Annotated in this window: 11 protein-coding genes and 1 riboswitch; of the genes, 4 read left to right on the top strand and 7 right to left on the bottom strand. The window is 60.5% G+C overall.

Going from position 1 to position 14,306, the window contains the following annotated elements; genetic code table 11:
* Positions 1–35 precede the first annotated feature (35 nt).
* From K3754_RS17160 to K3754_RS17170, 3 genes are read left to right on the top strand one after another with little or no spacing between them, the layout of a single operon-like run.
* Positions 36–704, top strand: coding sequence for an ABC transporter ATP-binding protein (locus K3754_RS17160; protein WP_203209925.1), 669 nt, complete (start codon positions 36–38; stop codon positions 702–704).
* Complete coding sequence (locus K3754_RS17165) at positions 701–3,217, top strand: ABC transporter permease (protein ID WP_259938824.1); 2,517 nt, start codon at positions 701–703, stop codon at positions 3,215–3,217. Before K3754_RS17160 ends, K3754_RS17165 begins: the two co-directional genes overlap by 4 nt.
* Before the next feature lie 14 nt (positions 3,218–3,231).
* On the top strand, positions 3,232–4,116 hold the full coding sequence (locus K3754_RS17170) for an inositol monophosphatase (RefSeq protein WP_259938825.1): 885 nt from the start codon (positions 3,232–3,234) through the stop codon (positions 4,114–4,116).
* A gap of 66 nt (positions 4,117–4,182) precedes the next feature.
* On the opposite strand, the gene gcvP is transcribed toward K3754_RS17170, so the two are convergent.
* The 3 genes from gcvP to gcvT all read right to left on the bottom strand — a co-directional run bounded on the left by gcvP (position 4,183) and on the right by gcvT (position 8,600).
* Positions 4,183–7,029: an aminomethyl-transferring glycine dehydrogenase gene (gene gcvP, locus K3754_RS17175; RefSeq protein WP_259938826.1), complete on the bottom strand. Its 2,847-nt coding sequence runs from the start codon at positions 7,027–7,029 to the stop codon at positions 4,183–4,185.
* Between the two features lie 67 nt (positions 7,030–7,096).
* The gene (gene gcvH / locus K3754_RS17180; RefSeq protein ID WP_203209921.1) at positions 7,097–7,456 is read right to left on the bottom strand and encodes a glycine cleavage system protein GcvH; all 360 of its coding nucleotides are present in this window, start codon (positions 7,454–7,456) and stop codon (positions 7,097–7,099) included.
* 19 nt (positions 7,457–7,475) lie between these two features.
* Entirely contained in the window at positions 7,476–8,600 is a 1,125-nt protein-coding gene (gene gcvT, locus K3754_RS17185) for a glycine cleavage system aminomethyltransferase GcvT (protein WP_259938827.1), read from the bottom strand.
* Positions 8,601–8,752: 152 nt separating this feature from the next.
* Positions 8,753–8,841, bottom strand: a riboswitch (glycine riboswitch).
* A gap of 93 nt (positions 8,842–8,934) precedes the next feature.
* Here gcvT and K3754_RS17190 point away from each other — a divergent pair.
* The gene (locus K3754_RS17190; RefSeq protein ID WP_259938828.1) at positions 8,935–9,492 is read left to right on the top strand and encodes a gamma-glutamylcyclotransferase family protein; all 558 of its coding nucleotides are present in this window, start codon (positions 8,935–8,937) and stop codon (positions 9,490–9,492) included.
* On the opposite strand, the gene K3754_RS17195 is transcribed toward K3754_RS17190, so the two are convergent.
* The 4 genes from K3754_RS17195 to K3754_RS17210 all read right to left on the bottom strand — a co-directional run bounded on the left by K3754_RS17195 (position 9,472) and on the right by K3754_RS17210 (position 14,138).
* The gene (locus K3754_RS17195; RefSeq protein WP_259938830.1) at positions 9,472–10,869 is read right to left on the bottom strand and encodes an MATE family efflux transporter; all 1,398 of its coding nucleotides are present in this window, start codon (positions 10,867–10,869) and stop codon (positions 9,472–9,474) included. The genes K3754_RS17190 and K3754_RS17195 overlap by 21 nt on opposite strands.
* Positions 10,870–10,926: 57 nt before the next feature.
* Positions 10,927–12,264, bottom strand: a complete 1,338-nt coding sequence (gene gltX / locus K3754_RS17200; protein WP_259938832.1) for a glutamate--tRNA ligase — start codon at positions 12,262–12,264, stop codon at positions 10,927–10,929.
* A gap of 62 nt (positions 12,265–12,326) precedes the next feature.
* Positions 12,327–12,728: a DUF1801 domain-containing protein gene (locus tag K3754_RS17205; protein WP_203209916.1), complete on the bottom strand. Its 402-nt coding sequence runs from the start codon at positions 12,726–12,728 to the stop codon at positions 12,327–12,329.
* A 21-nt stretch (positions 12,729–12,749) separates the two neighbouring features.
* A complete protein-coding gene (locus K3754_RS17210) occupies positions 12,750–14,138 on the bottom strand; it encodes an MORN repeat-containing protein (RefSeq protein WP_259938833.1) in 1,389 nt (462 codons plus the stop codon).
* Between the last annotated feature and the right edge of the window lie 168 nt (positions 14,139–14,306).

Below are 14,306 nucleotides of genomic sequence, written 5' to 3' on the forward strand. Positions count from 1 at the left end.
CCATATCCAGCAGATACCTATTTAAAGGCGGCCCTATGACAGACCTCGTGTTCCAGCTTAAAGATGTGGCTTTTTCGCTCAGAGGCAATGCCGGACAGGTCGATATCCTGCGCGGAATTTCCCTGAAGGTCCACAGCGGCGAAAGTGTTGCATTGGTTGGTCCCTCGGGGTCTGGTAAGTCTTCCTTGCTGATGGTGATGGGCGGCCTGGAACAGGCCACCGGCGGCACGGTTGAGGCATTGGACCATGATTTGAGCACGATGGACGAGGATGCCCTGGCGCGATTCCGGCAGGGACGCATGGGGATTGTGTTTCAATCCTTTCACCTGATCCCGACCATGACCGCCTTGGAAAATGTTGCCACGCCTCTGGAAATTTCGGGTCAGACGGATGCCTTTGATCGTGCGCGTGAGGCGTTGGAGGCGGTTGGCCTTGGCCACCGCGTTGATCACTACCCCGCCCAATTGTCTGGCGGCGAGCAACAGCGCGTCGCCCTTGCGCGAGCCTGTGCGCCCCGCCCGGCGATCTTGCTTGCCGATGAACCCACCGGCAATCTGGACAGCACAAACGGCAGCGCGATCATGGATTTGCTCTTTGAGATGCGAGACACCTATGGCGCGACGCTGGTTCTGGTGACGCATGATCCCGCGCTCGCGGAGCGGTGCGACCGGTCCGTGGCCCTGGCCGACGGCAAAATCGCATGAGCCTGTCTCTTGCCAGCCGCTTTGCCCGCCGTGAAATGCGCGGCGGCCTCAAAGGCTTTCGTCTGTTTCTGGCCTGCCTCGCGCTTGGCGTAGCCGCGATTGCCGCCGTTGGGTCAGTCCGCGCTGCGATTGAGGCTGGTTTGCAGCGCGAAGGTGCGGCCCTTCTGGGCGGCGCGGCAGAGCTGGATTTCACCTACCGGTTTGCAACCGCCGAGGAACAGGACTGGATCGCGGGCCGCGCAACGTCCGTCTCTGAAATTGTTGAGTTTCGGTCCATGGCAGTGGTGGGCGACGAAAGGGCACTGACGCAGATCAAAGGCGTTGATGATGCCTATCCCTTGGTCGGGCAGATGGTTCTTGACCCGGCGATGCCCCTGGACGCAGCGCTGGCCGATCAAGGAGGACATCCCGGCGCGGTGATGGAACGGGCGTTGTCTGACCGGCTTGGCATTGCGGCGGGTGACACTTTCCAGCTTGGACGCAAGACCTACCACCTGTCCGCGCTGATCCTGCGCGAACCTGACAGCGCGGCCAGCGGTTTTGCCCTTGGTCCGCGCACCCTTTTGCGCAGTGATGCGCTGGATGGTTCGGGGTTATTGGGACCGGGGACGCTGTTTAACTCCAAATACCGTCTGACCTTGCCGCCAGATACTGATCTTGACGCGCTGAAGAATGACGCATTGGAGCAATTCGAAAACAGCGGAATGCGCTGGACGGATGCGCGGAACGGCGCCCCCGGTGTGGCCCGTTTTGTCGAACGTCTTGGGGCGTTTCTTGTGCTGGTCGGGCTTTCCGGTCTGGCGGTGGGCGGCGTGGGTGTGTCTGCGGCTGTGCGGTCTTACTTGAATGGCAAAACCGGGGTGATCGCCACCTTGCGCGCCCTTGGGGCGGATCGCGCGACGATCTTTCAGACCTATTTCCTCCAGATCGGCATCCTGTCGATCTTGGGTGTGATGATTGGTGTGGTGCTTGGCGCGGTTGCCCCGATGCTGCTGTCGCCACTGATTGAGGCGCGGTTGCCGGTGCCTGCACGCTTTGCGTTTTACCCACTGCCTTTGGCCGAGGCCGCAATTTATGGCTTGCTGACCGCACTGGCCTTCACCCTTTGGCCCCTGGCCCGCAGCGAAGACGTGCGGGCCGCCACATTGTTCCGCGATGCATGGCAAGGCGCCCGGCGCCTTCCTGCGCCCCGCTATCTGGCAGTGATCGGGTTGATTGTCGCCACGCTGGTCGGGCTGGCGGCCTGGTTCAACGGATCTTGGATGCTCACACTCTGGACGTTGGGCGGGATCGCCGGGGCGCTTTTGCTGTTGGTTCTCGCCGCTGGTCTGCTGCGCCTGTTGTCGCGCCGTGCGGCGCGGCTGGCACGTGGGCGTCCCCGCCTGCGGTGGGCCCTCGCCGCGATCAGCGGTCAGGGCGAAGGAGCCGGCGCGGTGGTTCTGTCACTGGGCCTTGGCCTGTCGGTGCTGGCCGCTGTGGGCCAGATTGACGGAAACCTGCGCAATGCGATCTCCGGCAATTTGCCGGATGTTGCGCCCTCGTATTTCTTTGTCGATATCCAGAAAGATCAGATCGACGGCTATACTGAACGCTTGGAAAATGACCCTGCCGTCAGCCGCATCGACAGCGCCCCCATGCTGCGCGGGGTTATCACCAAGATCAATGGACAGCCCGCCGACGAGGTTGCAGGTGATCACTGGGTGGTGCGCGGCGACCGCGGCGTGACCTATGCCGCCGCGCCTGACCCCGATGCCCGTTTGACTGCCGGCTCATGGTGGGCCGAGGATTATTCCGGCCCGCCGCTGATCAGCTTTGCCACCGAAGAGGCCGAAGAGATTGGCCTGTCTTTGGGCGACACACTGACGATCAATGTGCTGGGCCGCGACATCAAGGGCACCATCGCCAGCTTTCAAGAGGTCGATTTTTCCACCGCTGGTATCGGATTTGTTCTGACGATGAACCCCGCTGCATTGTCCGGCGCACCGCATACGTATATCTCAACTGTCTATGCCGAAGCGGAAGCCGAAGCGCAGATATTGCGCGATCTGGCCAGCGCCTACCCGAACATCACCGCCATTCGGGTGCGCGACGCGATTGACAGGGTCTCTGCTGTACTGGCCGGTCTGGCGGCCGCTACGTCCTATGGCGCTTTGGCGACCCTGCTGACCGGATTTCTGGTGTTGATCGGGGCCGCCGCAGCCGGGGCGCAGGCCCGCACCTACGAAGCCGCACTTCTGAAAACACTGGGCGCATCACGCCGTGCCATCGCAGCCAGCTTCATGCTGCGGGCCGCGCTTTTGGGTGTGTTTGCCGGGGCGGTTGCCTTGCTTGCAGGGGTGCTGGGTGGTTGGGCGGTAAGCCGGTTTGTGATGGAAACCGACTTTACAATCATCTGGCCATCGGCCCTGATGATCATTGCAGGCGGCGTGTTGGCCACCGTCCTTGCCGGCCTCGGCTTTGCGCTGAGGTCTCTCAATGCCCGGCCCGCGCAGGTTTTGCGTGCCCGTGAATAGCAACCGGATGTGACATGACCCAGGACCTGCCTGCCCCCCTGCCCCCCGCCTTGCGCCCCGCGCAGCAGCAGCACGTCCTGAACATTGTCCGCCGCGCCGCCAAGGCAGAAATTCTGCCGCGTTTTCGCGCCCTCGCTGCCGCAGATATCAGCAGCAAATCACGCCCCGACGATCTGGTGACCCGCGCCGATCTGGAGGCCGAGGCGATGATGACACGGGCGCTCAAGATCGCGTTTCCCGATGCCTTGGTGATCGGCGAGGAAGCTGTTTCCAAAGATCCGTCCCTGTTGGACGGTTTGGCCGCTGCGCCCCTGGCGTTCATTCTCGATCCGGTGGATGGCACATGGAACTTTGCGCATGGTCTGGCGGTCTTTGGCGTGATCCTTGCGGTCACGCAATTTGGCAAACCCGGTTTTGGGCTGATCTACGATCCAATTGCCGACGATTGGGCCATTGCGGACAGCGCGACGGACCTCGCCGAAATGCAAAAGGCCAATGGCAACAGCACGCGGCTGAAGGTTGCAATGGGCAAGCAGATTGAGAACCTGTCAGGATATATCCCGCTCAGCCTGTTCAATGGGCCGGTGTTGCGACAGGTCGCTGCGACTCTGCCAAGTTTCGCCCGCATCAGCAGCCTGCGCTGTTCTGCGCATGAATACAGGATGGTGGCCCAGGGCCATGTGGATTTTCTTCTGACAGGAATGTTGCACCCGTGGGATCACGCCGCCGGAGCATTGATCTGTGCGCAGGCCGGTGCCCATGTGGAAATGCTGGACGGTGGGCCTTATACCGCCGCCCGCCGCGACGGTCATCTGTTGGTCGCGCCGGACCGCACCACATGGAACCGGCTGCGCAAGGTCTTTGATTTTCTTGTGAGGCAAGAGCCGAACAGCGCCTGAACGGGCCAGATGCAAAAAAGGCGGAGCCTTTAGCCCCGCCTTTTGCCATTTCTCAATTCCGCCGGATCATTCCGCCGCTTCGGCGTAATCCTCCATCGGCGGGCATGTGCAAATCAGGTTGCGGTCGCCATGCACGTTGTCAACGCGGTTCACCGGTGGCCAGTATTTATCCACCCGGAATGCACCCGGAGGGAAACAGCCCTGTTCGCGGGTATAGGGGCGTTCACCCCATTCCAACACCAGATCCTCAACCGTATGCGGCGCGTTCTTAAGCGGGTTGTTCTCGCGCGGCATATCGCCTTTCTCAATGGCGTCAATCTCTGCACGGATCGCCAGCATCGCATCACAGAACCGGTCCAGCTCTGCCTTGTTCTCGCTTTCCGTCGGTTCAACCATGAGCGTACCTGCCACAGGCCAGGACATCGTGGGCGCGTGGAAGCCGCAGTCGATCAGACGTTTGGCAATGTCATCCACCGTCACACCGGCGCTTTCGTCGAAGGGGCGCACATCGATGATGCACTCATGCGCCACCCGGCCTGATGGCCCCTTGTAAAGCACGTCATAGGCTCCTTCGAGACGCTTGGCGATGTAGTTGGCATTCAGGATCGCGACACGGGTGGCTTGGGTCAGGCCGTCTCCGCCCATCATCAGGCAATAGGCCCATGAGATCGGCAGCAGCGAAGGCGAGCCATATGGCGCCGCCGACACGGCGCTGCCGCCATCGTTCGGATGGCCCGGCAAATGCGCAATCAGGTGCTCCTTTACGCCAATGGGTCCCATGCCGGGTCCGCCGCCGCCGTGCGGGATGCAGAAGGTCTTGTGCAGGTTGAGGTGGCTCACATCGCCGCCCAGATCACCGGGGCGCGACAGGCCGACCATGGCGTTCATATTGGCCCCGTCGATGTAGACCTGACCACCGTGTTCATGGGTAATCCTGGTCACCTCGGTTACGGTTTCCTCAAACACCCCATGGGTCGAAGGATAGGTGATCATGCATCCGGCAAGGTTCTCCGCATGCTGCTGTGCCTTGGCGCGGAAATCGTCCAGATCAATATCACCGTTTTCGGCAGATTTGATCGGTACGACCTTCCAGCCCACCATTTGGGCCGAAGCCGGGTTGGTGCCATGGGCACTCATCGGGATCAGACAGATGTTGCGGTGCCCTTCGCCATTGGCGCGATGATAGGCCGAAATGGTCAGCAGGCCCGCATATTCCCCCTGCGCGCCCGAGTTTGGCTGCATGGAGATCGCGTCATAGCCGGTGATGTCACAAAGTTTGGAGGACAGATCGTCGATCATCTCCTTGTAGCCCAACGCCTGATTGTCCGGCACAAACGGGTGCATCAAAGAAAATTCGCGCCAGCTCACCGGCATCATTTCGGCGGCCGAGTTCAGCTTCATCGTGCAAGAGCCCAGCGGGATCATCGCCCGGTCCAACGCCAGATCGCGGTCCGCCAGACGGCGCATATAGCGCATCATTTCGGTTTCGGCGCGGTTCATGTGGAAGATCGGGTGGGTGAGGTATTCGGTTTGCCGGATCAGCTTCTCCGGCATGTGGTAATGCGGGGTGTAGTCCTTGTCCGCACGATCAATGCCAAAGGCCCGCCAAACCGCCTCGATCGTGGCGGGTTTGCTGCGCTCATCCAGGGTGATGCCGACCTTGGTCTCGCCCACTTTGCGCAGGTTTACGCCCTCTTCAACCGCTGATTTCATCACGGCAGATTGCAATGGACCAACTTCAACAGTGATCGTGTCAAAGAAGGTCGCAGGGCGCACTTCAAAGCCCGCCTGTTTTAGCCCTTCGGCCAGACGCACGGTCTTGCGGTGGATGCGCTGTGCAATCGCCTTGAGGCCCTTCGGCCCGTGGAACACGGCATACATCGACGCCATCACCGCCAGCAAAGCTTGCGCTGTACAAACGTTGGAAGTCGCTTTTTCGCGGCGGATGTGCTGTTCGCGGGTTTGCAGCGACAGGCGGTAGGCGCGATTGCCATGGGCATCAATAGATACCCCGACAATCCGGCCCGGCATGGACCGTTTCATCGAATCCTTGCAGGCCATATAGGCGGCGTGCGGGCCACCGTATCCTTCGGGCACACCAAAACGCTGTGTGGTGCCAACGGCGATATCTGCGCCCATCTCCCCCGGCTCTTTCAGCAGGGTCAGGGACAGCGGATCGGCAGAAATGATCCCAATGCCCTTGTTCTCGTGCAGCGCGGCAATGTGGCTGGTGAAGTCGCGCACATGGCCATAGGTGCCCGGATACTGGAATATCGCGCCAAAGACCTTGTCCGCTTCCATCTTGTCCGGATCGCCGACGATGATCTCGATGCCCAAGGGGGCAGCGCGAGTTTTCATCACCGCGATGTTCTGCGGATGACAATCGTGATCCACAAAGAAGGCGCTGACCTTGGACTTGGACATGCGCTGCGCCATGGTCATCGCTTCGGCGCAGGCTGTTGCCTCATCCAAGAGCGAGGCATTGGCGACTTCAAGACCGGTCAGATCGCTGATCATGGTCTGAAAGTTCAAGAGCGCCTCAAGCCGGCCTTGCGAGATCTCAGGCTGATAAGGCGTATAGGCGGTGTACCACGCCGGGTTCTCAAGAATGTTCCGCTGAATGGCCGGAGGGGTAACCGTGCCATGATAGCCCTGACCGATCAGGCTGGTCATCACCTTGTTCTTGGAGGCGATGATGCGCATGTGCTCCAGCACTTCGCGCTCTGACATGGCCTTGCCGAAATCCAGCTTGCCTTTCATGCGGATGCCGCCCGGCAGGGTGTCATCAATCAACGCGTCCAAAGACTTGGCACCAACCGTCTCCAACATCTGCGTCATCTCTTCGGGTGACGGGCCGATGTGGCGTCGATTGGCAAAATCATACGGAAGATAATCGGTAGGCTTGAAGGTCATGGCACCCGCCCTTTTCTTTTTGGCTGTAAATATTCCCGCCGGAGGCATCCCCGGCGGGCATCATGCGTTACCCGATGAAGGCCTGGTATCCGGCTTCATCCATAAACTCGTCCATCTGCGATGCATCGCTGACCTTGAGCTTGAAAAACCACGCTTCGCCCTGCGGGTCGTCATTGACCATGCTGGGATTGTCGGTCAGTGCGCTGTTCACTTCGGTGATCTCACCGTCAATCGGGGCAAGGATGTCAGAGGCGGCTTTGACAGATTCGATCACCACCACTTCGTCGTCTTTACTGACGGTTGTGCCTTCTTCGGGCAGTTCCACAAAAACGACGTCGCCCAATTGCTCTGCCGCGTGGATCGTAATGCCCACAACCACTTCATCGCCTTCAACGCGCAGCCATTCGTGTTCTTCGGTAAATTTCATGTTGTCGTTCCTTTGTTGATTATCTTTTGAAGTTTGCCGCTACAAAGGGCAGCTTGGCAATCGTCAATGGCAGACGTTTGCCGCGGACCTCGCCCCAAAGGGGCGTGCCGATTTTGCTGTGCTCTGTGGCGACATATCCCATCGCAACCGGCCCGCCAAAAGTCGGGCCAAAACCGCCGGAAGTGACCGTACCAACCTGTGTGCCACCTTCGGCCGCATCAAAAATCGGCACGCCGTCGCGCATCGGGGCGCGTCCTTCAGGCAACAGCCCCACACGCTTGCGGGCGGCGCCGTTTTCAAAGGCGGCCATCACGGGCTCTGCGCCCGGAAACCCGCCAGCGCGGTCGCCGCCTGCACGGCGTACCTTTTGCACGGCCCAGTTCAATGCGCCCTCGACAGGGTTAGTTGTGGCGTCGATGTCATGTCCATAAAGGCAAAGCCCGGCCTCAAGGCGCAGGGAATCCCGTGCGCCAAGGCCAATCGCCTCGACCCCGTCTTGCGCCAACAGCTTGCGCGTCAGCGCTTCGGCCTGCGCCTCAGGCACGGAAATTTCATAGCCGTCCTCGCCTGTATAGCCGGACCGGGAGGCCCAAACCGCGATCCCGTCCAGTGTCAGGTCTCGCACATCCATAAACGTCATATCTGCCGCCGCGGCATCCATCGCGGCAACCGCCGCCTCTGCGCCAGGCCCCTGCACCGCGATCAGCGCGCGATCCGTCAAGGCAGTCACGGTGATCTCAGGTTCGAGCGCCGCCTTCATGCGGGCAATATCGGCCGTCTTGCACGCGGCGTTCACCACCACGAACAGATCATCGCCGCGCCGGGCAAACATCAGATCATCTTCGATTCCGCCAGCGTCATTGGTGAACAACCCATAGCGCTGACGACCATCGCCCAGCCCCAGCACATCCATCGGCACCAGTGTTTCAAACGCTGTTGCGACCGCCTCCCATGACGGGCCCGACAGGATCACCTGGCCCATGTGGCTGACGTCGAACAGACCTGCGGCCTCGCGGGTATGCTGGTGTTCCTTCATCACGCCAAGCGGATATTGCACGGGCATTTCATAGCCTGCGAATGGCACCATCTTGGCGCCCAGCTCAACATGCAGATCAAAAAGTGGTGTGCGGTTCAGATCGCTCATCCGGTGTGTCCCCTTGTTCAACCGGATGTCGACAATTGATCAACCGGCACCAATGCACCGCAACATGCGGCCCACGATGCCCCCTCTGTCCTTTCGCCTGAGATCGTTATCCCTTCGGCGGGTGCCGCTCGCACCACTCTCCAGAGTGTCGTATGCCCGCCACGGTCCTTGTGGCCTGAGAGTTTCCGGGGCGGTTGCTCCTTCGGCACCGGCGCTCTGCCGATTCTCCCATGACGGTTGGCTATAGGTATGCCGCGGCATACCATTCCGTCAAGCGTGCTTGTGTTCGCGTCGCTTCCGGTGTTGTCTGCGGCCTAAATTCGATCGGCAGACCATGATGACCCCTTACTTTTTTGGCTACGGCAGCCTCGTCAACCGCAACACACACGCCTATCCGGATGCGCATCCCGCGCAATTGCAGGGCTGGCGGCGCAGATGGGTGCGCACCCGCCTGCGCGACGTGGTGTTTCTGACGGTGGAGCCTGACCCCTCATGCACCATTGACGGGTTGATCGCTGCCGTGCCGGGCGCCGATTGGGCGGCGCTGGACCTGCGCGAAACCGGCTATGACCGCCATCCCTCCGGCGGCGCGGTTGCACATCCTTTGGGCCAAGCGCCGCAGATTGCCCATTACAGCGTGACGCCCGACAACCGCGTCGATAGCGGCGATCATTGCATCCTGCGCAGCTACCTTGATGTGGTGGTGCAAGGGTTCCTGCGTGAGTTTGGAGACGCGGGCGTGCAGCGGTTCTTTGACACGACGTCAGGCTGGGAAACGCCCATTCTGGATGATCGCGCCGCACCGATTTATCCGCGGCACCAACCCATATCAGAGGCTGAAACCGCGCTGGTGGATCTGCACCTCAGCCGTCTATCGGCGGGCCTGAAATAACGCCATCAGACGCCCCTCGCGGCCAAATATCTCTTGCCCTGTCTTGCCCGGTTTGCCGCCCCGCGCGATGCAGCGCATCGCCAGCACCCAAGCGACGATGCCAAACAGAACACCTGCCAACGATTGCCCGATCAGCACACCTTGCGGGCCCCAGATCATCGCGCCCAGCCAGACCAGCGGGATCAGCGCCAATGCGTTGCGGCCCCAATTGGTGAAGGTCGACAGGAACGGCTGGCCCAGGTTGTTGAACGCCGCATTGGCCACAAACAACACACCGGGAAAGAAGAACGCCAAGGACAGCGGCCCGCAAAACAGATAGATCAAATCGCGGGTGATGCCTGTGGCCTCAAACAGATTGGCAATCGGCCCGCGCAGGGCAAACAGCACAGCCGAGACAAAGACCGTGACCAGAGCTGTGAACAAGACCGCCGCATTGAAACCGCGCCGCACCCTGTCCATGTTGCCCGCACCGTAGTTCTGGCCGATGATCGGACCAACCGCCCCCGACAGGGCAAAAACCACGCCGAAGGCCACCGGAATCATCCGGCCGACAATCGCCATGCCCGCCACCGCCTCTTCACCATATCCGGCCATCGCCCGTGTGACATAGGCCTGGCCTACGGGGGTGGCGATCTGTGCAAGAATGGCGGGAAAGGCAATGGCCAGCACCGGCGCAAGGTCGCGGATCATACCAGCCAGACGCGGGCGCACGATGCCCCCATAGATCCGGATCAACGGCAGGATTGCCACCACGGCAATCACCAGCCGCGCCACGAAGGAGGCAATTGCCGCGCCGGTCAGCTCCAGATCCAGCCCGAAGATCAGGATCGGGTCCAGCACCGCATTGACCACGCCGCCCGAGATCGTCGCCATCATCGCCCGCCGCGCATCGCCGTGGGCACGCAGGACCGCACTGCCCATCATGCCAAGGATCAAGAAGGGCACGCTTGGCACCACGATTTGCAGAAAATGCACGCTCAGCTCGGCGGTTTCCCCTGTCGCGCCCAGCAGCGCCACCATCCATTCCAATGACAACCAGAAGATCACCGCAAAGACGATGCTGAACATAAGACCATAGCTCAGCGCGTGGGTGGTGCGTTCCCGCGCCAGTTCGGCATCGCCGGAGCCAAGCGCCCGTGCCACCAAAGCCCCTGCAGAAATCGCCAATCCAATCCCGAAAGATGTGGTGAAAAACAAGATCGCGCCAGCATAGCCGACGGCGGCAGCCAGTTCTGATTTGCCCAGCATCGAAATGAAGATCATATCAACAAAATCGACGACAAAGACCGCCATCAACCCGATGGAGGCCGTCAACGCCATCACGGCGGTATGGGCAAAGAGATTGCCGGTCAGGAATTTCGCCTGTGCATCAGCCATATGCGGCCGCGCCGCTGATCTGGCCTTGGGCCGGATGTGTGATCCCCGGCCCGCAGATCATTTCCGCGCTTTGACCACTTGCAACAAGGGCATCACGGCGGCCATTTCCGGCCCACTTTCCTGCCCTGTCAGGGCCAGACGCAGTGGCCGGAACAGCCCGCGCCCCTTTCGACCGGTGGTCTCTTTGACGGCGGCGGTCCAGCTCGACCAGGTGTTTTCGTCAAACGGCATCTCAGGCAGCATCGCCATGGCCTCTTTGATGAAATCCGCGTCGCCCTCTTCGATCACCGGATCAGCGCCATCGCGGAACATCGCCCACCAGCCGTTTAGATCTTTGAGGGTCGAGATGTTCTCGCGGGTGACGGACCAGAACCGGTCCGCTTGATCCGCAGGCACGCCCAACGCGGCAATCTCATCTGCTACGGCCTCAAGCGGCAATTGCTGCAGATAGCGTCCGGTCAGCGGGAAAAGATCCTGCACGTCAAATTTGGTCGGGGCAGAGCCGAAATGATTGATATCAAAGCCCTCGATCAGGCTGTCCATATCCGTGCGCAGTTCCACCGGATCAGACGATCCAAGCCGCGCCATTAGGCTAAGCAAGGCATAGGGCTGAATGCCCTGCGCCCGCAGATCACGCAAAGACAAGGTGCCAAGGCGCTTTGACAGCGCTTCACCCTGCGGGCCGGTCAACAGCGAATGGTGGGCAAAACTTGGCACATTGCCCATGCCCAGCGCCTGCATGATCTGGATCTGAGTCGCCGTGTTTGTGACGTGATCAGAGCCGCGCACAACATGGGTCACGCCCATTTCGGTATCATCCACAACACTGGCCAGCGTATACAGGATCTGCCCGTCACCGCGGATCAACACCGGGTCCGACACAGAAGCGGCATCGATAGAGATATCGCCCAGAATGCCATCATTCCACTCGATCCGTTCCTGATCCAGCTTGAAGCGCCACACCCCATCACCGCGTTCGGCACGCAGGGCGTTCTTTTCATCCTCTGACAGTGCCAGCGCCGCGCGGTCATAGACCGGCGGCTTGCCCATGTTCAGTTGTTTCTTGCGCTTGAGATCCAGCTCGGTCGGCGTCTCGAATGCCTCGTAGAACCGGCCCTTGGCCCGCAGATCATCCGCCGCAGCGTGGTACTGATCGAGCCGTTCGGATTGCCGTTCGACCCGGTCCCAATGCAGGCCCAGCCATGTCAGGTCTTCTTTGATTGCATCAACATATTCTTCTTTGCTGCGCTCTGGATCTGTGTCGTCAATCCGCAGGATGAATGTTCCGCCAGCCTTGCGGGCAATCAGATAATTCATCAAGGCGGTCCGCAGGTTGCCCACATGGATATATCCGGTTGGGGAGGGGGCAAAACGGGTAACGGTTTGGCTGGACATTTGGTATTCTCCTATCGCAACGGTCACCTGTCACAGCGCCGCAGAATTGTCCAGTAAACAGCTTAGGTCGGCTGCACTGGCCAATGCCCGTTCAGGTCTTGCAGACCGGCGCGGATCAATTCGGCGAGGACATCCGTGTCAGCATCGGCCAGCTTGTTGAGGTAGAGGCAGGATTTGCCTTTGCTGTGTTTGCCCAGCCGCGCCAATATCGGGTCGAAATTGGCATATCCGGGCATGATATAGATCGACAACTTGGCCTTGCGCGGTGCAAAACCGGTGGCAAAGGTGCTGCCGCTGCGGCCAGAGGCGTAGGTGTAATCATACCGGCCATACCCCAGCATGCCGCCTTTGTAGAATCGGGGTTGCCAGCCTGTGACTTTGCGAAAGAGCGCATCCAGCTCGGCCGCCTCTGCATGGCGGCGCGGTGGCTCTACGTTTGTCAGAAACTCCGCAACTTCATCCATCGCTCGTCCTTGTCGTCCGGGTCAGCCGCCGTCGTTCAGCGCGCCGTTCTCCCAATCTCCACTGGCCTCTTCGCCGGTGGCATAGCGCATGGTGCCCGCGCCCTGCCGTTTGCCGGCCTTGAAGGTACCCTCATAGACATCACCGTTGGCATAGGTCGCTTTGCCCTGACCTTCGATCTCGCCCCGGAACCATTGGCCCTCATAGACAAAACCGCTCGCCATGGTGATGTTGCCGGTGCCGTGGCGTTGGCCCATGTCAAACTCGCCCACATAGATCGTCCCGTCAGGATAGGTCGCCTTGCCCTGTCCGTGCCGCTGGCCGTCTTTCCATGTGCCCTCATAGCGATAACCATCTGCGTAGGTCATAACGCCCTGTCCGTCGTTCCGGGCATTTTTAAAGCTGCCCTCGTAAACGACGCCATTGGGATAGGTCGCCTTGCCCTGCCCTTCAATCACACCGCCGGCCCAATCCCCTTCGTAGGTGGAACCATCAGGATAGGTGATCTTCCCCTCGCCATCGGCCAGATCATTGCGGAACGACCCAACATATACCGACCCGTCCGGATAGGTGACTGTCCCCTGCCCCTCGATCTGGCCCGCCACCCAGGAGCCGGTGTAGACATAGCCATCCGCGCCGGTGAAGGTGCCCTGCCCATCGCGGCGGTCGTCCTTGAATGTGCCCTCATAGATATCACCGTTGGCATAGGTGACCTTGCCGCGGCCCTCGCGGCGGCCACTGACAAGGATGCCTTCGTAAACATCGCCATTGGCTTGGGTCAGCTTGCCAGTGCCATCAATCTGGCCGTCTTTCCATGAGCCCACGTAGATCAGCCCATCGGGCATGGTCAGCGTTCCGGTGCCGTGGCGCTTGCCCTGCCGGATATCACCGTCATAGACCGCACCATCAGGATAGGTGATCGTGCCAACACCGTGTTTGGCCCCGTCCACCCAATCGCCCTTATATTCATAACCGCCTGGGCTTTGCATCACGCCTTTGCCGTGGTGTTTGGCATTGCGGAACTGTCCCTCATAACGCACCCCATTGGCATAAAGCGCAACGCCCTGCCCCATGATCGCGCCAGCCTCCCATTCCCCTTCATAGGTGCCGCCATCAGCAAAGGTGATCTTGCCAAAACCGTCCGGCTTGCCCTTGGCAAAGTTGCCCTCATAGACCGACCCGTTGGGAAAACGGGCCACGCCTTCGCCTTTGATTTCGCCGTCTTCCCAATTGCCGCTGTATTCATAGCCGTTGGGCAATTTGTAGCTGCCTTGCCCGTGCTGCAATCCGCCGCGGAAACTGCCCTCGTAGATCCCGCCGTCGTCATATTGTTTGGTCTGGACCTGCCCATCCTGCGCCAAGGCGGGCAAGGGCAACAACGAGAGACAAAGCAACAAGGAACGGAGCGTCATGGACATACCTGCATTTCACGCGAAACTGCGCCGGATCGGTTTGGGTCGCACCCCCTGCGACCTTTGAACGGTAGCCTATGCAAAGGGGCCAAAGGGGGCAATCGTCTTTTGTCTGGGTAAGGACGCAAGCGGATTGCGGCCCTCGACCCCCTTGGCAAAGCGGCCTAG

The organism is Sulfitobacter sp. M368 (assembly GCF_025141875.1).
Taxonomy (GTDB): domain Bacteria; phylum Pseudomonadota; class Alphaproteobacteria; order Rhodobacterales; family Rhodobacteraceae; genus Sulfitobacter; species Sulfitobacter mediterraneus_A.

What these genes read in the sequence shown, in the direction of transcription:
- gcvP (WP_259938826.1), bottom strand. Translation starts at nt 7,029, where the DNA reads ATGACCTTCAAGCCTACCGATTATCTTCCGTATGATTTTGCCAATCGA.
- gcvT (WP_259938827.1), bottom strand. Translation starts at nt 8,600, where the DNA reads ATGAGCGATCTGAACCGCACACCACTTTTTGATCTGCATGTTGAGCTG.
- K3754_RS17210 (WP_259938833.1), bottom strand. Translation starts at nt 14,138, where the DNA reads ATGACGCTCCGTTCCTTGTTGCTTTGTCTCTCGTTGTTGCCCTTGCCC.
- K3754_RS17195 (WP_259938830.1), bottom strand. Translation starts at nt 10,869, where the DNA reads ATGGCTGATGCACAGGCGAAATTCCTGACCGGCAATCTCTTTGCCCAT.
- K3754_RS17160 (WP_203209925.1), top strand. Translation starts at nt 36, where the DNA reads ATGACAGACCTCGTGTTCCAGCTTAAAGATGTGGCTTTTTCGCTCAGA.
- K3754_RS17170 (WP_259938825.1), top strand. Translation starts at nt 3,232, where the DNA reads ATGACCCAGGACCTGCCTGCCCCCCTGCCCCCCGCCTTGCGCCCCGCG.
- K3754_RS17205 (WP_203209916.1), bottom strand. Translation starts at nt 12,728, where the DNA reads ATGGATGAAGTTGCGGAGTTTCTGACAAACGTAGAGCCACCGCGCCGC.
- gltX (WP_259938832.1), bottom strand. Translation starts at nt 12,264, where the DNA reads ATGTCCAGCCAAACCGTTACCCGTTTTGCCCCCTCCCCAACCGGATAT.
- gcvH (WP_203209921.1), bottom strand. Translation starts at nt 7,456, where the DNA reads ATGAAATTTACCGAAGAACACGAATGGCTGCGCGTTGAAGGCGATGAA.
- K3754_RS17165 (WP_259938824.1), top strand. Translation starts at nt 701, where the DNA reads ATGAGCCTGTCTCTTGCCAGCCGCTTTGCCCGCCGTGAAATGCGCGGC.
- K3754_RS17190 (WP_259938828.1), top strand. Translation starts at nt 8,935, where the DNA reads ATGATGACCCCTTACTTTTTTGGCTACGGCAGCCTCGTCAACCGCAAC.